The following is a 17,802-nucleotide window of genomic DNA, read 5'->3' on the forward strand; positions in this document are numbered from 1 at the left end:
ATTTGCGGAGATCACCTAAACCCGCAAACGACATGGGCGTCGATTTTGCGGCAGCTTGATGCCAGAGTCAAGGGCGATTCGACTGCCTGAAAGGAACAAGTAATCTGTCCGGGTTTGTAGCGAATGAATTTTCCGGTTGATGTTGCTCCAAAGGAGGAGCGAGATGAGACGGACTGAGTTGCTACAGGAGATCAGGAAGATGCGGTTTGAAGAAGCGTATGGGGGATGGGAAACGGGTCGGCTGATGCAGGCGGAGGCGGCGAGTCTGCTGGGGGTATGCGAGTAGACCTTTCGACGGTATTTGTCGCGTTATGAAGAAGGCAGGATGGAGAGGTTGATCGATCGTCGACTGGAGCAAGTTTCGCCCAGGAAGGCGCCGGTAGACGAAGTGATGCGGCTGACAGAAAAGTACCGAGGGCGGCACCATGGGTGGAGCACGAAACACTTTTATGTGTGATATGGGAAGGATGGTGGTGCTTGCAGCTATACGTGGGTGAAGCGTCGGCTGCAGGAAGCGGCTCTGTGGTTCCGGCTAAGGCCCGTGGGGCGCACCGGAAGCGCCGTGAGCGTTCGCCGTGGCCGGGCTTGAGGATTCACCAGGACGGGAGCACGCACGAAGGGGTCGCTGGCCAGCAATGGGATCTGATCGTGACCATGGACGACGCGACCAACGAGCCCTACTCGATGTTCTTCGTGGAGGAAGAAGGCACGATGAGCAGCCTGCAAGGTGTTCGGGAAGTGATTGAATTGCGGGGACTCTTCTCGACCTTCTACTCCGACCGAGGGAGCCACTACTGGCCTACGCCGGAAGCCGGGGGCAAGGTGGACCAGCAAAACCTGGCGCCATTCGGGCAGGCCATGAAGCGCCTGGGCATCGAGATGATCGCCGCCTACTCGCCGGAAGCCCGCGGGCGCTCGGAGCGCAGGTTTCGCACCCATCAGGACCGCCTGCCGCGGGAACGGGCGCTGGCCGGGATCACCGACAGGGCGGACGCCAACCGCTACCTGACCGAAGTCTATCGGCCGGCCTTTAATGCCGAGTTCATGCAGCCGGCCATGGAGGAAGGGAGTGCCTTCGTCGGCTGGATCGGCGGCGCGCTCGACGACCTCCTATGCGAGCGGTTCGAGCGCACCGTCGGCAACGACCACTGCGTCAGCCTCGAGAGGAGGATGAATTTGCAGATCCCCGCCGATCGTCATCGCTGCCGCTACGTCAAGGCCAAGGTGGCGGTGCTGCGCCGTACGGACCACACGCTGGCGATCCTGCATGGCCCGCGCAAGTTGGCCGACTATGACGAAGCCGGCAAAGTCATGCCTCCGAATTTGAAGGTGGCTGCGTAGGTCCGCCACAGCCACCCCGGTCAAAGCGGACAATTCATTTGCTACAAAAACAGACAGTTCTATCTGTTGCCAACACTAGATTGGTCAGGCGTACGGAATGCACCCTGTTCAGGTCGGGCAGTGGAAGAAGGTGATCCAGGAGCAAGCGAAGACGCTGTTTGAAGGCAAGCGGGGTCCGAATCCGAGGGCTTCTCTCAAGAGCCGTTCAAGTAGCACGGCTTTATCCCCGCCGCCTGAGCCTCCTTTCCCTTCGAGGTACGCTTCATGGCATCCATTGCCAGAGTTTTGTATGCCCTGAGCACAGAGTTCTTTCACAGTAAGATCAACTAGAGGATCGTTGAAATGCTGACTTCGCTCGTCATCGTATTTGTCATTGCCTATGCCGCCATCGCACTGGAGCACCCGATCAAGATCAACAAATCAGCCTCTGCGCTGTTAGGCGCCGGGCTGCTCTGGACGATCTATGCGCTGGCTGGAGGCGATTCCCACAAAGTCGGGGAAGAACTGGGCGAATCCGTCATGGCAACAGCCCAGATCGTGTTCTTCCTGATGGGTGCCATGACCATTGTGGAGGTCGTCGATGCTCACAACGGCTTTGAAGTCATCACTAAGCGTATTCGTACAACCAAGCTGGCGTCGCTGATGTGGCTGGTCGGTTTTGTGACATTCTTCCTCAGTTCGGTGCTGGACAACCTGACCACTACCATCGTCATGATTTCCCTCATGCGGAAGCTACTCACCAAGCATGAAGACCGTCTGTTCTTTGCAGGCATCATCGTCATTGCAGCCAATGCGGGTGGTGCATGGTCTCCGATTGGCGACGTGACCACCACCATGCTCTGGATCGGCGGCCAGATCACGACACTGTCCATCATGAAGTCGGTCTTCATCCCCGCCACGTTAAGCATGGTGGTTCCGCTGGCAGTGACGGCTTATATCCTGCGCGGAAAGCCCGTTGAGTCGCCGCAAATACGTGCGAGTGATCATGGCCTGCATACCACCGACTTTGAACGTAATCTGATGTTCTTCATGGGCATTGGCATTCTGGTAGCCGTTCCTGCATTCAAGACCATCACCCATCTGCCACCTTTCATGGGCATCCTGTTCGGTCTGGGCATCCTCTGGCTGGTCGGCGATCTGGTCCATCGCAAGAAAGAGGACGAAAGCAAGCAGCACCTGACGCTGGTACATGCTCTCAGCCGCATCGACATGAGCTCCATCGTGTTCTTCATCGGCATCCTGCTTGCCGTCGCCACCTTGGAACATACTCATATCCTGACTTCACTAGCGCAATGGCTGGATCAGACAGTGGGACGGCAGGATGTAATCGTCCTGATCATCGGTATCGTCAGCGCAGTGGTCGATAACGTCCCGCTAGTCGCAGCATCGATGGGAATGTATAGTCTAGAGCAATACCCGACTGACCACTTCATCTGGAAGTTCCTTGCCTACTGCGCCGGGACAGGTGGTTCGATTCTCATCATTGGTTCGGCAGCGGGCGTTGCTGCCATGGGCTTGGAGAAAATTCACTTTTTCTGGTACGTGAAGAAGATCAGTTGGCTGGCCCTGATCGGTTATTTCGCTGGGGCGGGTGCCTACTTGCTCCAATGACGGATCAAACCCAGCGTCACGAGATCGACCGGATCAACACGCAGATGGACCGCTTTACTCTGGCCTTCGGCGATGCCGGCGATCTGGTTTCAATGCTGATGGATTGACAACACCGACCTGATCAGCGGCAAGGCATCGATCTCCGAGCTGAACGATTCGCTGAAGCTCAATCTGCCGATCGGTGAGGCGCACACCCTGGCCGGTTTCCTGATCAATCGCCTGCGGCATATCCCGGCGGTCGGCGATACAGTGCAGGAACAGGGTCATCGCTACACAGTGAGTGACCATGGCCGATGCGCGAACGGTGACCCAGGTGCGCGTCTAGCGATCAGCTCGCGATTCTGCCCTTGCTCGGCACCGGCATGGTCGATGCAGGTGCCCAGGAAAAGTTTTTTGTTGCACTGCACCATTATCTGCTATATTGTATGCGTCCGCCACATGCATTCCGACGCCCGGCAGAAAATGTATGTACATCGTAGATGATCCCGCCCTTGCGCTGATTACCCGTTTTGTGGGGGATTCCCCGAATCAGGAACGCTCGGATGCCGAGTTTTTCCGCCAGCAGCTTTCTGCCATCGAAGCGCATGTCGAGCACTTTCCTGCCGCCGAGAGGGAGGTGCGCGCCCTGGAGTGGATTGAGGCGAATGCCAGGCAGTATCGCCAGCAGTGGCAAAAGCAGGCGGCGATCAATTCCCTGGCCAGTACGCGTTGCCCGGATTGCCCGATCGCGGGCGGCGACAGGCACACGCCTTGTACCATCCACACGCGCTGGCTGGCTCTCCTCCAACGCTACGCGGCAAACGAGCTGTCTTCAAATGCTTATGTGGAACAAAGCCTGGCGCTATTGGCCACACACAAGGACCGGCTAAAGGTCGGCCATCTTCGCGAGTCACCGCGGCACGCCGATGCATACCACAACCTTTTCATGATCCCGGCAGGCGTCCCGCAACGGGGTCCGGAAAGGGAAAGACTGCATGACTGATCGGCAGCGTGATTGTTGACTCCACTGGATCGGAAAGGAGGGAAGTGCAATGCAAATCGCGGTTCTGGGTGCCGGTGCCTGGGGTACTGCCTTGGCAATCTCCTTCGCCCACCGTCATTCCGTCAGCTTGTGGGCACGAGATCCGGAAAAGGCTGCACGCATGCAGGCGGCCGGTGAAAACAGCCGCTACCTGCCGGGCCATCGCTTTCCTGTTTCGCTGCGGGCGACGGCTGATTTTTCGGCAGCCAGCCAGAATGCCGAGCTGATGATCATCGCTGCGCCTCTGGCTGGTTTGCGTACTGCGCTGCAGTATCTGCGCGATGCCGGGGTCGCAACGCCCTTCCTCTGGGTCTGCAAAGGTCTCGAAAAAGGGACTGGACTGCTGCCGCACCAGGTCGTTCGCGAAGTGCTCGGCGAACGCTTGTGCGGCGTACTCACGGGGCCGAGCTTTGCCGATGAACTGGCTCGCGATTTGCCGACGGTGGTGACGATCGCGTCGACCGACGCGAACTTCGCACTGCGCTGTGCCGAAGCCTTGCGTGGGCCGCGGCTGCGCATCTATGCCAGTGACGACGTGATCGGCGCCGAAGTGGGCGGTGCCGTCAAGAATGTCATGGCCATCGCCACCGGCGTTTGTGACGGTCTCGGGCTGGGGATGAATGCCCGCGCCGCGCTGATGACGCGGGGGTTGCACGAAATCGCTCGTTTTGGCAAGGCGCTGGGGGGACACGCCGACACCTTCATGGGTTTGTCCGGAATGGGCGACCTGTTTCTGACCTGCACCGGCGACCTCTCCCGCAACCGGCGCGTTGGCCTGTTGCTGGCCACCGGCAAGCCCCTCGATCAGATTACCCGCGAACTGGGCCAGGTTGCCGAAGGCGTGCCCGCCGCGCACGAGGTGCAGCGCCGCGCCGCTGCGCTCGGCGTCAAGATGCCGATTACCGACTGGGTCTGTACGCTGCTCGACGGCAGCGTGACGCCGATCGAAGGTGTCGCCGCGCTGATGGAACGGGACATCGGTTTCGAGGGCAGGTAGCGCTCCATGCCTCGGCCCTTCGCCCGCCGGACTCATACGGCGCCGGCGTAGCCGATCTGCCGCCAGGCTTCATACACCGTCACGGCGACAGCATTGGAGAGGTTGATGCTGCGATTGTTTGGCCGCATCGGCAGGCACAGGCGTTGCTCGACGTCAAACTCTGCGAGAATTTCTGCCGGTAGTCCGCGCGTTTCGCAACCGAAGACCAGCGCATCGCCGGCCCGAAAATCCGCCATGGCAGGACGGCGGGTTCCTTTGGTGGTCAGCGCAAAACGCCGTCCTTGCGGCGAAAGTGCAGCCAGTACCGCGCAGCAGTGGGTCCAGTCGGGATGAATCTGCACGCTCGCCAATTCAGCGTAGTCCATGCCGGCGCGCCGCAGGCGAGCTTCGGTCAGCGCGAAGCCGAGCGGCTCAACGAGGTGCAGGCGCGCACCGGTATTGGCACACAGGCGGATCACGTTACCGGTATTGGGCGGGATTTCCGGGTGGATCAGGACGACCTCGAACATCTCTGCCCGCACCTGCAAGCGGCTTATCGAGCGGCGACTCAGCGCAGGCCAAGCACGTCCTGCATGTCGAACAGGCCGGATTTCCGCTGCGCCAGGAAATGCGCCGCACGCAGGCTTCCCAACGCATACGGCATGCGACTGCCCGCCTTGTGGCCGATCTCGACTCGCTCACCGGTGCCACAGAACATCACCTGGTGATCGCCGACGATGTCGCCGCCGCGGATGGTCGCAAAACCGATGCTCGACTGCAGCCGCTCACCGGTGACCCCCTCGCGCGCGTAGACGGCGCACTGCCTGAGTTCCCGCCCGAGCGCCTGTGCCACCACCTCCCCCATGCGCAACGCTGTCCCCGAGGGGGCGTCGACCTTGTGCCGGTGATGCGCCTCGACAACCTCGACATCGTAGCCTTCGCCGAGAATCCGGGCCGCGACATCGAGCAGCTTGAAAACCACGTTGACGCCGACGCTCATGTTCGGCGCCAAGACCACCGGGATGTCCTCTGCTGCGGCAGCAATCGCCGCCTTCCCCGCAGCATCGAAACCGGTGGTACCGATGACCATCGCCACGCCATGGTGATGGCATATTTCGAGATGCTGGAGGGTCGCCACAGGACGTGTGAAGTCGATCAGGCAGGAGGCCCGGGCAATGCCGGCGTCGCAATCGCTGCTGACCAGGACACCGCAGGGCATCCCCACCAGCTCGCCAGCATCCTTGCCCTGTTCGGGAACGTCAGGCCGATCAATGGCCGCCACCAGCCTCGCCGCAGCATCTTTCAGCGTGGCCTCGAGCAGCACGCGTCCCATGCGCCCGCCTGCACCGGCGATCGCGATCCTCAATCCATCCATGTCAGAATCCCATGCTTTCCATGATCGTGCCGAAGAAACCGGGCCCGTCTGGAGGCGGCTGCTCCGTACTGCTATCTGCCGGCAGCGAGCCCAGATCGATTTCCCGGTTGCGCACCTCGAAAACCGCTGCAGTGTCGGTAGATTGCACAGGGGCCACATCACCTGCGACGCTCCGCAGTTTGCCGTCGGCGTCAAAAAAGACCGTAAACCGGCGCGTCTCGACCTCTCCCGAATTCCCTTTCTTCAGCCAATAGAAGTAATCCCAGCGATTGGCGTGAAACATGTCCGTCAACACCGGCGTGCCGAGAATGAAGCGCACCTGATCCTTGGTCAGGCCGGGGCGCAACTGAGAAACCATCTCTTGCGACAGGACGTTACCCTGCTGCACGTCAATCCGGTATTCGTTAACAATGCGCGGTACCGTCGAGCAAGCGGCCAGCGTGCAGAGAACCGTGACAGGAATGGCGAGGCGAGTAAAGATCATGTTCAGGTCGGATCGTGGTGAGTGATCAATACGAGCAATGGCAAGTGACACGGCCGCGCCGGAAGTCGGGTCGTGAGGGATCCGACGGAAAGCCTTGCGGCAGTGCCGCACGGCTGCCATCGCAGGGTATATCATACCCGAATCCCTCCCTTCGTAGCCGACAAGGTAAGCCGATGAGCAACTCTGACAACCTCAAGAACATGGGGCTGAAAGCCACCATTCCACGCCTCAAGATCCTCGCCCTGTTCGAGAAGACCGAGATCCGCCATCTCACTGCCGAGGATGTCTATCGGCTCTTGCTCGCCGAAGACATGGACATCGGCCTGGCCACCGTTTATCGCGTCCTGACCCAGTTCGAGCAGGCGGGTCTGCTTGAGCGCCACTACTTTGAATCAGGCAAGGCGGTTTTCGAGTTGAGTCCCGGACAGCACCATGATCACCTGGTCTGCGTAGACTGCGGTCGCGTCGAGGAATTCTACGATGCCGAGATCGAACGCCGGCAAATGAAGATTGCCAAGGAACGTGGTTTCGTCATTCGCGAGCACGCACTTTATCTTTACGCCGAATGCACCAAGACGGAATGCCCGTATCGTGGCACTTCGCTCAGGCATTCCGGCGAGAGGCACAACAAGACGCCCGCCTGAGCAGCACTTACCAAGGAGCTTCGCCAAAAGCCCTGGCGAACAGATTGGCGATTTGATCCCGGCTTGGACGATGGTTCTGGCCACCCCGGTGGGCGATCTTGAGAGCGCCCATCACCGCTGCAAGCTGACCAATCTTTTCCCAGTGCCAGCCGGCGGCAATTCCGTAGAGCAGGCCCGCGCGGTAAGCGTCACCGCATCCGGTGGGGTCAACGACGGCGTCGGCCTGGACGCAGGGAATCTCATGGCAGCGGCCGCCGGCATAAATTCGCGAACCGGCACCGCCCAGGGTAATGACCAGAGCTTCCACTTCGCCAGCAAGTTCCTCAATCGACCGGCCAGTTCGGTCACACAGCAGCTTTGCTTCGTAATCGTTGAAACAGGCGAAATTGGCCAAATGCATGAAGTTCATCAGATCGTCACCGGAGAACATCGGCAAACCCTGACCGGGGTCGAAGACAAAGGGCACAGCCGCTGCCGCAAGATCCTGCGCGTGCTGCAGCATACCGTCACGCCCATCGGGAGCGACGATGCCGAGCGTCGCCCCCTCGACATCGGCCACCCGATTGAGGTGCGAGTACATCATCGCTCCGGGGTGGAAAGCGGTGATCTGGTTGTCGTCGAGGTCGGTGGTAATGAAGGCCTGCGCGGTAAAGCTGCCGGCAATCCGGCGCACATGCGCGCGCGTCAGGCCATGGTCATCGAGTCTCACCAGATAGGGGTCGGCATCGTCGCCCACCGTGGCCATGATCAAGGGGTCGCCACCAAGCAGTTTGAGATTGTAAGCAATGTTGCCCGCGCAACCGCCAAACTCCCGTCGCATTTCGGGCACCAGAAATGCGACATTGAGAATGTGAATCTGCTCGGGCAGGATATGATTCTTGAAACGGTCATGAAAAACCATGATATTGTCGAAGGCAATGGAGCCGCAAATGAGCGTAGGCATGGACTTTCCGGAGTATTTATTGGGTTGCAAAAGGACGGAACGGCAGCCACAGGCCTGCTCGGCCCCGGTCGCCTCCGGGAATGGGCACAATCAAGGGTAGAAGACGTAAAGCCGATAACCGGCAGCATTGATCCCGCTGGCCTCGAGCCATAGTCTGAGTTCGAGGTCGGCATTGGCCGCGAACGATTCATCCGGCGACCCCGAAGGTGGCAGATACTCATCGGGCTGCAAAACGCGGCGTGCGACCACCTTGTCATGGGTGTCAGTGAGCGTCAGTTCAAGCGCCGGGTAGGCCTGTGCATACGCCGCCCGGTTACGCAGCGTGGCTTGCAGAGCAAGCAGTTTATTGCGCCCCGGATCGGTCTGCAATTCCGATGTCTCGATGCTCACCCACTCTGAATGACGCGGCAGCGGCATGTCGGCCCCCAGGGCATCACTCAGCGCCGCCAGCGCTGGCCGCAGGCCGGGTAGAGCGAGCGCGATGGCTACACGAAAATGAAACACCCACTGGCAGGCAAGCATCACGGCAAGCAGCAGGGCGACGGTCGCGTATGGCTTGGTCATGGCCCTGTCCGCCGGCAGCCCCAACCTACCCATCACGCCTCCGAGCCACCTGCCGTAGGCCAGCGTTTCGCGAGGCCGCGCCAGGCTTGCCGCTAGCGGCTCCTCGGCGTTGGCCAGATCGGGTTCAGAAGCGTCTGGCGCAGATTCGGGCCGCCTGTCGGCAGGCTGCACATCGACCGGATCTGGAACGGGTGGCAAGGCCAGATCGGCGTCAACGGCCAGGCGATGGGTAGGCGCCTGCCAAGGTCGGATAGTGACTGCGGCAGCGTCCGTCGCCAGCTCCGCAGCAGTCGCTACAGCCGCCTGATCCGAAGCGATCGGGGTCGGCGGCGCGTCGTCGTCGAGCAGGCCGTCGATGGCATTGAATACCGTACGGCATTGCCCACAGCGGACTTTGCCGGCACGCGCCCGGATCTGCTCGGAAGTGACCCGGAAGACGGTCTGACAGCTCGGGCAGCAGGTTTTCACGTTAAGCTTTGACACCTGCCAGACATATCCAGCCGTCGCGCGTGTCGGTAATTCCCAGCGGAAGGTAAGGAGCGTAGGCGGCAATCAGATCTTCCGCCTGCGCGAAGAGAATTCCTGATAGTGCGAGGCTTCCACCCTGGCGAACGTACGCACTGATTAACGGCGCAAGGACCTTGAGCGGATTGGCGAGGATGTTGGCAACCACGATGTCGAACTGGCCATGCAACTCGTGCGCTGAATCCAGGAAGCGGGCGCTTACCCCGTTCTCCTCGGCATTGTTCCTGGCTGCGATCACAGCCCGTGGATCAATATCGACCCCGACCACGTGGTCGGCACCCAGTCTGGCCGCTGCGATGGCCAGAATCCCAGAGCCACAGCCATAATCGAGCATCGACATCCCCGGCAACACCTGGCGCTCAAGCCATTCCAGGCACAGCCGGGTGGTCGGATGCGACCCCGTTCCGAACGCCATGCCGGGATCGAGCACCAGGACGATTGCTTGCGGATCAGGGGCCTGGTGCCATGAAGGGACAATCCACAAGCGCTCCGAGACACGAATCGGCTCGAACTGGGACTGTGTCAGTCGCACCCAGTCCTGATCGGCCACATCTTCCTGCGTGAAGAACGGGATATCGTCCAGACCGGCCAGTGCCGCACAGGTCGTCAGCAGTTGCCTGGCGTCGCTATCCGGATCGAGCAGTGCAATGACCCGAGAATGCACCCAGCCTGGTTGGCTGAGCGAACCAGGTTCGCCGAACTGCGGTTGTTCGTCGACCGTGCCGGCATCCGCATCTTCGATACTGACGGCCAGCGCACCAGCACCGAGAAGTGCGTCAGCTAGCGCCTCGGCATGTTGGCAGTCGGTCTGGATGCTCAGAGATAGCCAGGCCATCGTGATTCAGCGACGATCAGCCACCCTTGTTGACCTCGTCCTTGGCGGCGAGCCTTTGCTCGAGATAGTGGATGCTGGTGCCCCCCTCCATGAAGCGAGCGTCCTGCATCAGCTCCTGATGCAGCGCGATGTTGGTCGTAATGCCTTCGATACTCATTTCCGACAGTGCAATACGCATGCGGCGAATCGCCTGGTCACGGCTGTCGCCATAAGCGATCACCTTGGCGACCATCGAATCATAGTGCGAAGGAATGGTATAACCCTGATATATATGCGAGTCAACGCGAATGCCTGGCCCACCCGGCGGATGGTAGAAACTTATCTTGCCCGGCGACGGAACGAAAGTAAAGGGATCTTCGGCGTTGATCCGGCATTCGATGGCATGGCCGCGGAAGGTCATGTCGCGCTGTCTGAAGTGCAGCTTCTCACCAGCAGCAATGCGGATCTGTTCGGCAACGAGATCAACGCCAGTAATCTGTTCGGTCACCGGATGCTCGACCTGAATGCGGGTGTTCATCTCGATGAAATAGAACTCGTTATTCTCGAAAAGGAATTCGAAAGTACCCGCACCACGATAGTTGATACGCCGGCACGCTTCGGCACAACGCTCGCCGATGCGCACGATATGCCGGCTGGGGATACCGGGAGCCGGCGCCTCCTCGATGATCTTCTGGTGACGACGCTGCATCGAGCAATCACGTTCGCCGAGGTAGACTGCATTCCTGAAGCTATCGGCAAGGACCTGGATCTCGACATGGCGCGGGTTTTCCAGATACTTTTCCAGATAGACGTTGGGATTTCCGAAAAAGCTTTGTGCCTCCGCACGAGTCATGTTCACGGCGTTGATCAGCGCGGCTTCGGTCCGGACGACACGCATCCCGCGCCCACCCCCACCACCCGCAGCCTTGATGATCACCGGGTAGCCGACTGCTTTGGCAATCAGCACGACCTCCCTGGGATCGTCGGGTAGCGCGCCTTCCGAACCGGGTACGCAGGGAACTCCCGTGATGCGCATGGCCTCCTTCGCGGAAACCTTGTCGCCCATCAGCCGGATCGTCTCCGGGCGAGGCCCAATAAAAACGAAACCGGAGGATTCCACACGCTCGGCAAAATCGGCGTTCTCGGACAGGAAACCATAGCCTGGGTGAATGGCCTGCGCGTCAGTGACCTCGGCCGCCGAGATGATTGCTGGCACATTGAGATAGCTGTGGGCAGAAGGCGCCGGACCAATGCAGACCGATTCGTCGGCCAACCTGACGTACTTGGCCTCACGATCAGCCTCCGAATGCACAACCACGGTCTTGATCCCGAGTTCACGGCAGGCGCGCTGGATGCGAAGAGCAATCTCTCCGCGGTTGGCAATAAGGACTTTCCCGAACATGGCAAACGGATCTCCTTAGCCGACAATGAACAAGGGTTCACCATATTCGACCGGTTGACCATTCTCGATCAGAATCGCCTTGATTGTTCCGCCCCGTTCGGCTTCGATCTCGTTGAGCAGTTTCATCGCTTCGATGATGCACAGCGTATCGCCAGCCTTGACCACGCTGCCCACCTCGACAAAGGGTTCAGCGCCGGGACTCGATGCACGATAGAAAGTCCCGACCATCGGCGCCTTGATGAAATCGCCTTCCGGAAGCTCCGGTTCTGCCGATTCGGCCACCGTGACGGTTGCCAACCCCGCTACCGGCAAAGGGGCCGGCGGCGCGTAAGCATGCTGTACCATGCCGCCGCCGTGCTTGACGATTCGGACCCGTTCCTCGGCGTCGTTGATCTCCAGTTCAGTAATGCTCGACTCCTCGACAAGGTCGATAAGCTTCTTCAGTTTTCGCAGATCCATGGATTCACTCCGGATGATTGTTATTGTTTGCGATCAAGCTTGGAACGGGTGTTGGGAAAAGCCCGCCGGCGATCAAAGGTTGCGCTCGGCAGCGATCCTGCCCAGGAAATATTCCAGCGCCAGCAGATAGCCCTCGCTGCCCAAGCCACAAATGACGCCAATCGCCAGATCAGAAAAATACGAGTGCTGACGGAACGGTTCACGGGCATGCACGTTGGACAGGTGGACTTCGATGAAGGGAATGCGGGTGCCAGCGAGGGCATCGCGCAATGCGATGCTGGTGTGCGTGTAAGCTGCCGGGTTGATGATCAGGAAACGGACTTCCTGGGCGCTCGCAGCATGGACGCGCTCGATCAACGCCCCCTCGTGATTGCTCTGGAAGGTTTCGAGATGAACTCCGGCGGCCTCGGCACGGTGGGTAAGTGCGAGATTGATCTCGGCAAGCGTGCTTGAACCGTAGTATGCAGGCTCGCGAGCACCCAGCAAATTGAGATTGGGACCATGCAGGACAAGCAGCCTGGGGAGCTCTGACGCGGTGTCGGTTTTCGAGGCAGTTTGCTTTTTCATGGCCGTCAGTTTGCCGTATATGGCCGCATTTTGTCCAGCAACACGTCTTCAGCGTGTCCCCACCTGCTGCAGGATGCGATCGAGTTCGCTCTCGGATAAGGGACCGAGTCGGCGCAGCAGAACCTCACGCTGCGCACTGATCACCAGTGTATAGGGCAGACTCAGCGCGGTGTTCCCGAGCTGCCCGGCAAGGTCGACGCCTGCTGCGTCACCGATCAGCAGCGGGTAGCCAACAGGATAGGTATTGGCAAAAGCGCGTATATTGTCCTTGCTATCGAGAGCAATGCCGACAAACTGCACACCTTGTGGCTGATAACGGCCCTGCAGTCGCGAAAACGCCGGCATTTCGTCCCGGCAAGGCGGGCACCAAGTAGCCCAGAAATTGACAACCAGCGTTTTTCCTTGCCAACGCGAAAATGGATAAGACTGCCCATGCACGTCTTCGAGACTGCTGTCAAACAGGCGTGTCAGCGCCGCGGTCATCGCCGCTGTCCAGGCCCGCGGCGGCGGACCGGAACGTTGCAAAGCGGCGTAGATTCCAGCCAGCAGGACCGCGGCAAATAGGCCGATCAGCGCCGCGGCTCTCATCTGTCGGGCATGCAGTTGGCCGCCAACAGCCTATTGACGGCGTCCAGTCGAGCGCGTTCCCGAATTCTGCCGTCACGCGTCCTGAAGCAGACGCGCTCCTCATCACGCGGGTAGATGACGAGGTTGACCACTTCGTCATGACCGAGAATCGTCAGCACCGCCTCGGCACGATCGGTGCGTGGCAGACTATGGCGGAATGCCATTCCCTCGTTGAGTAGAAAGATTTCGACGTCCTTGGCACTGTCCGGGAACAACTGAATGTCGATCTCGGCATAACGGCCGGCGCTGCCATCGAGCACCGATCCGGTAAGATAGGGATTGAAGCGTTGCAAGATCGCCATCAGCCACGCAGCGGTGCGCAGCAAATGCAGACTTCTAGCCTGCTGTTCCTGGTTCTGGAACAAGCGCTGGTAGATCCGCAGCTCGGCCTCGACTTCGCTGTCGTCAGGCATGCCCACGCTCTCCGGCAAGCCAAGGCTGCGTGCCGCCTTGCGTTTCGCCAGAGAGAGATCACTGATACCGTCCTGGGCCATCAGACGGGCGGCGTGCGCAGCCACACGGCTACGCTGCTGTGAATTGCGCTGGCGATCCTGTCGGTCGCTGCTCATGGATGAATCCCGCAGTGGTCTGGCGATGGCAGGGGTCTGATCAAGGGGCGCGAAATCTCGGGCAAGGGTACAATCACATCTCCTCAGCCTGATTTTAACTTGGATTCGGGACATGCATATTCATATCCTCGGCATTGGTGGCACTTTCATGGCAGGCCTTGCGCAATTGGCACGTGCCGCGGGACATCACGTCACGGGCTGTGACAGCGGGGTTTACCCGCCAATGAGCACACAGCTTGAGGCTGCAGAAATCGAGGTCATTGAAGGCTATGATAGCGCGCAAACTGCTTTCGAACCCGATTGCTACGTGGTCGGCAATGCCATTACACGTGGCAACGCCCTGCTCGAGGAAATTCTTGACCGCGGCCTGCCTTACCTTTCAGGTCCGCAGTGGCTGGCCGAGAATGTTCTCAAAGGGCGCTGGGTGATGGCGGTGGCTGGAACGCACGGCAAGACGACGGCTTCCGCGATGCTGGCGTGGGTCCTTGAAGACGCGGGGCTGAGTCCAGGCTTCCTGGTCGGGGGCGTGCCGGTGAATTTCGGGGTTTCAGCGCGTCTATCCGGTAGTAACACGGACGCGCCGTTCTTCGTGATTGAAGCCGACGAGTACGATACCGCTTTCTGCGACAAGCGCTCCAAGTTCGTTCACTACCGCCCACGGACGGCCATCCTGAACAATCTCGAATTCGACCACGCCGACATCTTTGCTGATTTGGTGGCGATCGAGACGCAATTCCACCATTTCGTTCGTACTCTACCGCGCCATGGACTGCTGGTGTCAAACGCCGCCGACAGCAACCTTGCGCGTGTCCTGACCAAAGGCTGCTGGACGCCGGTCGAGCATTTCAACGACACCACTGGCTGGCGCGCAGAAGGGAGCGATGTCGACGGATCGCTGCAACTGTTGCACGGCGACGAACTGGTGGGCAGTACGAACTGGAGTCTGACCGGAACGCACAACCGCAGCAACGCAGTCGCCGTCATGCTTGCGGCCAGGCATGCCGGCGTACCTTTTGTCAGAAGCCTGGCGGCGCTGTCACGCTTCAAGAATGTCAAGCGTCGTCTGGAACTGCGGGGGGCGGCTGGAGGTGTCCACGTTTACGACGATTTTGCCCATCACCCGACGGCAATTGCGACGACGCTGGCGGGCTTACGCAGCAAGATCGGCAGCGGCCGCATTCTGGCGGTCCTGGAGCCACGCTCGAATACCATGAAGCTCGGGGTAATGAAGGCCCTGCTGCCTGCCAGCCTTGGCGACGCCGACCTGGTCTTCTGCTACTCTGCGAATCTCGGATGGAACGCTGCCGAAGCACTCGCTCCGCTGGGTGATAGAGTAATCACCGATGATGATCTCGGCCGTCTGGTGACACGCATCGCCAGTGCCGCATGCGCTGGCGACCAAGTGCTGGTGATGAGTAACGGAGACTTTGGCGGTATCCACGACAAACTGCTGGCAGCACTCGCCGCTAGACCTCTCAGCACAGGAAATGGTCAGCCAGAAGAGCCGCGAACAGCAGAGTCAGGTAGATGATCGAATAACGAAAAGTCAGCCTCGCCAACTTGTCGCTGTAATCTCGCCATAAGGTGACGCTGTAGACCAGGAAAATCACATCGAGGACCAGTGCACTAGCCAGATACCAGGGACCGCTCATTCCCAGGGTGTAGGGCAATACCGTTGCGGCGGTAAGCATGACCACGTACAGCAGGCTGTGCAGGCAGGTGAAGCGAATGCCATGGGTTACCGGCAGCATTGGCAGGCCCGACTTGGCGTAGTCGGCACAACGGTAACACGCGAGCGCCCAGAAATGGGGAGGCGTCCAGATGAAAATGATCAGGAAGAGGACCAGCGCCTCGGGGCCCACCTGACCGGTGATCGCCGTCCAGCCCAGGAGCGGCGGCATGGCACCTGAAGCCCCCCCAATGACGATGTTCATCGGGGTTGCCGGCTTCAGTAGCACCGTATAAACCAGGGCGTAGCCGAGGAAGGTGGCCAGCGTCAGCCACATCGTCAGGGGATTGACAAAGCTGTGCAGGATCCACAATCCGAGACCGCCCACGAGAGTCGCCAGGGTCAGGGTTTCCGTGGACGAGACTTCTCCACGCGCCGTCGGGCGCGCGCGCGTGCGCGCCATCAATGAATCAATATGCTTTTCGATCAGGCAGTTGATCGCTGCCGCAGCACCGGCGACCAGCGCAATCCCCACTGACGCCGAGACAAAAAGCGCGAATGGCGGAAACGATGGCGTGGCGAGAAACATCCCGATCATGGCCGTAAATACGATCAGGCTGTTGACCCGCGGCTTGCACAACTCGAAGAAAGCCCCCAGACGTTGTCCGGCCGAACGACGGGTGCTTGTGCTGATAACGGCCATACTTACTGTTTTCTCCGACCCCTGTTCTTTCGGCAGATCCCGCCAGCCTTGGCGGATCCCCCCTTGCATGTCCGACCTGCCCGGCTAGGCATTGTGCTTCAGCTGGAAAAGTGGATGCCGATCAGGATGTAGTCGATGAACAGCAATATGGCAAATGGTACCATTGCCCACAGCCACTGCACCGTTCCGGTCGGCCCCGCAAACTTTGCTGGCCGCTGGCCGGCGCTCTTGCGGTGCTCGAACATCGAGTAGATCGTGATGCCAAGCACGACGATGAACAGCACGGTGATGATGATCATGAAATAGCTGTGTATCTGGAGCGTATGACGGCTAACCGCGCCCACGGGCATCGGAAAGTCCACACCGTACTGAGCATGGGCCAGCGATGGAAGCAGCGCCGCAAGCAGAGCGGATAGTGGAGCGTCCGCTCGTAGATTACAACGTTGAAGTGCCTTCAATTTGTCTCCTTATGATTCTTGTCGGGCCAGGCAGCCCCGAGGATTTGTCTCAGCTCTGCGGCAAGCACCCTTTTCTGCTCTTCCGTCAACATACGACCGAATTCGACCTCCCGGCCATGCGAGCGGATCAGCAAGCGATGGCCTCGTTGTCCCGGAGGCTTCACATACTGCAGTTGCGCCCAGTATGGCCGAAACTCGTGACGCTCTGCCAGCGCGCCATGGCGGGTCTCGATCGTCAGTTGCCCTGACGCCAGCGCAATTCTCTCAAAATCTTCTGCTGTTTTCTCGCTACATCGCAACGCCCACCACAGCAGCGCAAGCTCGAAGCCGGTAAACGGCAGAACCGGCCAAGCGCCGAAATACGAAAAAACCAGCGCAATCGTGCCCGAAAACACGGCCATGGCGACAAATACCCGCTTGCGCTCAGCCACCGAAAGTGAGTGGTTCGGGCGAACCACCCACGTCCGCCCTGCCTCTGTCCGGGTTGCAATCAGGCTCATCAATCCCCTCCTCAATGGCCAGCCTCCCCGAACAGCCTGGCTGGACTTGATACAAATCAAGGTATCGGCCACGAAATTTTAGCACGGGGTCACACATTGTTGGCAACAGGCCCTCCCAACCTCCCAACATTGTGTTTGTATTCATGTTCGCGGCTGCTCATGAAACATCGCAGCCCATGCGTCCTTTGACGCAACTTCGGGAGCAGGCGTCCCCGTCATTCTCTCGTCAAACTGCGTCTCGTCAAACTGCGAAATCTGCGCCGTGGCGCAAGACGTATTGCGTTACGAACGAGCGTGCGGAAGAACGCCCCCCTCGGCACGAGAGCACGCTTTCGATCACCGTGCCGTCATTGATCACATTGTCATTGTTGTCTTCCTTGATTTTTTTAGCGGCCAATTGATCCATATCAATTATATTGTGATAGCCTTTGCGGCTGGTGAAAAACTGGAACGGGGCTCGAACGAGCCCTTTTTGGTAGATTTTTGAATGCCTCAAGGCACCCGCCGATGCGGTCCCGCGTGGCAGATGCTCTTGATGGGGAGAGGGAGA

General features: G+C 59.6%; 21 protein-coding genes. 6 read left to right on the forward strand and 15 right to left on the reverse strand.

Going from position 1 to position 17,802, the window contains the following annotated elements; translation table 11 throughout:
- The first annotated feature begins 648 nt into the window (after nt 1-648).
- From AW06_RS19900 to AW06_RS04720, 4 genes are all read left to right on the forward strand, one after another.
- Nucleotides 649-1,341: a hypothetical protein gene (locus AW06_RS19900; RefSeq protein ID WP_273704384.1), complete on the forward strand. Its 693-nt coding sequence runs from the start codon at nt 649-651 to the stop codon at nt 1,339-1,341.
- A 342-nt stretch (nt 1,342-1,683) separates the two neighbouring features.
- Nucleotides 1,684-2,952, forward strand: coding sequence for a sodium:proton antiporter NhaD (gene nhaD, locus AW06_RS04710; RefSeq protein WP_034946359.1), 1,269 nt, complete (start codon nt 1,684-1,686; stop codon nt 2,950-2,952).
- Nucleotides 2,953-3,418: 466 nt separating this feature from the next.
- Nucleotides 3,419-3,934, forward strand: coding sequence for a hypothetical protein (locus AW06_RS04715; RefSeq protein WP_034946362.1), 516 nt, complete (start codon nt 3,419-3,421; stop codon nt 3,932-3,934).
- Between the two features lie 49 nt (nt 3,935-3,983).
- Entirely contained in the window at nt 3,984-4,970 is a 987-nt protein-coding gene (locus tag AW06_RS04720; protein WP_034946365.1) for an NAD(P)H-dependent glycerol-3-phosphate dehydrogenase, read from the forward strand.
- Nucleotides 4,971-5,002: 32 nt separating this feature from the next.
- Here AW06_RS04720 and AW06_RS04725 read toward each other — a convergent pair whose 3' ends face one another.
- Genes AW06_RS04725 through bamE form a run of 3 tightly spaced genes read right to left on the reverse strand, consistent with a single transcriptional unit; the run spans nt 5,003 to nt 6,808 of the window.
- On the reverse strand, nt 5,003-5,479 hold the full coding sequence (locus AW06_RS04725) for a tRNA (cytidine(34)-2'-O)-methyltransferase (RefSeq protein WP_034946368.1): 477 nt from the start codon (nt 5,477-5,479) through the stop codon (nt 5,003-5,005).
- Nucleotides 5,480-5,517: 38 nt separating this feature from the next.
- Nucleotides 5,518-6,324 (reverse strand): 4-hydroxy-tetrahydrodipicolinate reductase, encoded by an 807-nt coding sequence (dapB, locus tag AW06_RS04730; protein ID WP_034946372.1) that lies wholly within the window; start codon nt 6,322-6,324, stop codon nt 5,518-5,520.
- Between the two features lies 1 nt (nt 6,325).
- Entirely contained in the window at nt 6,326-6,808 is a 483-nt protein-coding gene (gene bamE / locus AW06_RS04735; RefSeq protein ID WP_034946452.1) for an outer membrane protein assembly factor BamE, read from the reverse strand.
- 173 nt (nt 6,809-6,981) lie between these two features.
- Between bamE and fur the strand changes: the two genes are divergently transcribed.
- The gene (gene fur, locus AW06_RS04740; protein ID WP_034946376.1) at nt 6,982-7,452 is read left to right on the forward strand and encodes a ferric iron uptake transcriptional regulator; all 471 of its coding nucleotides are present in this window, start codon (nt 6,982-6,984) and stop codon (nt 7,450-7,452) included.
- Nucleotides 7,453-7,459: 7 nt separating this feature from the next.
- Here fur and AW06_RS04745 read toward each other — a convergent pair whose 3' ends face one another.
- The 8 genes from AW06_RS04745 to AW06_RS04780 all read right to left on the reverse strand — a co-directional run bounded on the left by AW06_RS04745 (nt 7,460) and on the right by AW06_RS04780 (nt 13,922).
- Nucleotides 7,460-8,395: a carbohydrate kinase family protein gene (locus AW06_RS04745; protein ID WP_034946378.1), complete on the reverse strand. Its 936-nt coding sequence runs from the start codon at nt 8,393-8,395 to the stop codon at nt 7,460-7,462.
- Nucleotides 8,396-8,485: 90 nt separating this feature from the next.
- Nucleotides 8,486-9,427, reverse strand: coding sequence for a DUF3426 domain-containing protein (locus tag AW06_RS04750; protein WP_034946381.1), 942 nt, complete (start codon nt 9,425-9,427; stop codon nt 8,486-8,488).
- 1 nt (nt 9,428) lies between these two features.
- Nucleotides 9,429-10,319 (reverse strand): 50S ribosomal protein L11 methyltransferase, encoded by an 891-nt coding sequence (gene prmA, locus AW06_RS04755; RefSeq protein WP_034946384.1) that lies wholly within the window; start codon nt 10,317-10,319, stop codon nt 9,429-9,431.
- A 16-nt stretch (nt 10,320-10,335) separates the two neighbouring features.
- Nucleotides 10,336-11,700 carry an acetyl-CoA carboxylase biotin carboxylase subunit gene (gene accC / locus AW06_RS04760; protein ID WP_034946387.1) on the reverse strand — a complete coding sequence of 455 codons (1,365 nt, stop codon included), beginning with the start codon at nt 11,698-11,700 and terminating at the stop codon, nt 10,336-10,338.
- A gap of 15 nt (nt 11,701-11,715) precedes the next feature.
- Nucleotides 11,716-12,159 carry an acetyl-CoA carboxylase biotin carboxyl carrier protein gene (gene accB / locus AW06_RS04765; RefSeq protein ID WP_034946391.1) on the reverse strand — a complete coding sequence of 148 codons (444 nt, stop codon included), beginning with the start codon at nt 12,157-12,159 and terminating at the stop codon, nt 11,716-11,718.
- A gap of 72 nt (nt 12,160-12,231) precedes the next feature.
- Complete coding sequence (gene aroQ / locus AW06_RS04770) at nt 12,232-12,726, reverse strand: type II 3-dehydroquinate dehydratase (RefSeq protein WP_046534899.1); 495 nt, start codon at nt 12,724-12,726, stop codon at nt 12,232-12,234.
- Between the two features lie 48 nt (nt 12,727-12,774).
- On the reverse strand, nt 12,775-13,314 hold the full coding sequence (locus tag AW06_RS04775; RefSeq protein ID WP_034946394.1) for a TlpA disulfide reductase family protein: 540 nt from the start codon (nt 13,312-13,314) through the stop codon (nt 12,775-12,777).
- Nucleotides 13,311-13,922, reverse strand: coding sequence for a hypothetical protein (locus tag AW06_RS04780; protein WP_046534900.1), 612 nt, complete (start codon nt 13,920-13,922; stop codon nt 13,311-13,313). The genes AW06_RS04775 and AW06_RS04780 overlap by 4 nt, the downstream gene beginning before the upstream one ends.
- Before the next feature lie 112 nt (nt 13,923-14,034).
- Between AW06_RS04780 and mpl the strand changes: the two genes are divergently transcribed.
- Nucleotides 14,035-15,453: a UDP-N-acetylmuramate:L-alanyl-gamma-D-glutamyl-meso-diaminopimelate ligase gene (mpl, locus tag AW06_RS04785; protein ID WP_046534901.1), complete on the forward strand. Its 1,419-nt coding sequence runs from the start codon at nt 14,035-14,037 to the stop codon at nt 15,451-15,453.
- Here the strand turns inward: mpl and cyoE are convergent.
- From cyoE to AW06_RS19905, 4 genes are all read right to left on the reverse strand, one after another.
- Complete coding sequence (cyoE, locus tag AW06_RS04790; RefSeq protein ID WP_034946396.1) at nt 15,398-16,294, reverse strand: heme o synthase; 897 nt, start codon at nt 16,292-16,294, stop codon at nt 15,398-15,400. The genes mpl and cyoE overlap by 56 nt on opposite strands.
- A 98-nt stretch (nt 16,295-16,392) precedes the next feature.
- On the reverse strand, nt 16,393-16,752 hold the full coding sequence (locus tag AW06_RS04795) for a cytochrome c oxidase subunit II transmembrane domain-containing protein (protein WP_034946399.1): 360 nt from the start codon (nt 16,750-16,752) through the stop codon (nt 16,393-16,395).
- Nucleotides 16,749-17,252, reverse strand: coding sequence for a DUF2244 domain-containing protein (locus tag AW06_RS04800; RefSeq protein ID WP_034946402.1), 504 nt, complete (start codon nt 17,250-17,252; stop codon nt 16,749-16,751). Before AW06_RS04800 ends, AW06_RS04795 begins: the two co-directional genes overlap by 4 nt.
- A 241-nt stretch (nt 17,253-17,493) precedes the next feature.
- On the reverse strand, nt 17,494-17,748 hold the full coding sequence (locus AW06_RS19905; RefSeq protein WP_273704385.1) for a hypothetical protein: 255 nt from the start codon (nt 17,746-17,748) through the stop codon (nt 17,494-17,496).
- Nucleotides 17,749-17,802: the final 54 nt, after the last annotated feature.

Source organism: Candidatus Accumulibacter cognatus (assembly GCF_000584975.1).
Lineage (GTDB): Bacteria > Pseudomonadota > Gammaproteobacteria > Burkholderiales > Rhodocyclaceae > Accumulibacter > Accumulibacter cognatus.